The 386-nt window shown below is 50.0% G+C and carries 2 protein-coding genes; both read right to left on the reverse strand.

Annotated features, from left to right (window positions below):
• Positions 1 to 97 (reverse strand): helix-turn-helix domain-containing protein (locus P5683_RS26680; RefSeq protein ID WP_396442608.1); only part of this gene is annotated, 97 nt, incomplete at its 3' end.
• A partial coding sequence (locus tag P5683_RS25975) for a recombinase family protein (protein WP_396442622.1) occupies positions 54 to 386 on the reverse strand: 333 nt, incomplete at its 5' end. The genes P5683_RS25975 and P5683_RS26680, both read right to left, overlap by 44 nt.

Genomic DNA, 386 nt, shown 5'->3' on the forward strand with positions numbered 1-386 from the left:
TCCGGGATAATGCAATTGCTTGGTTGTAGCAATACCGACAAGCGGCCAACCATTTACGCCAGACTTGATTTAGCTCGGGGCTGGGGTAAATCCGGATCTTCTTTGACCTGAGTTTTGTATTTACTCCGTCCGTATAATCTGGAGCTAAAGCAGTGGAGGAGGGCGAGGATGTCCTCAACCATTTCTCGTTCTGGACTGAGACTTGTCTGGTTGAGAACCATGAGTGAGCACCTGTTTTGCTCACAGAGCCATCGAAACAAGTCAAATCCCCATATTGCCAATCGGTCTGGGTGGGCAACGACAACCATGCGGACATCTCCTGACAAGACTTGTCCCAGTAAGGCCAGCATTTTCTTTCCCTTGAAGTCGAGCCCGCCTCCGATTTG

The organism is Limnospira sp. PMC 1279.21, assembly GCF_032349615.1.
In the GTDB taxonomy this organism is placed as follows: domain Bacteria; phylum Cyanobacteriota; class Cyanobacteriia; order Cyanobacteriales; family Microcoleaceae; genus Limnospira; species Limnospira fusiformis.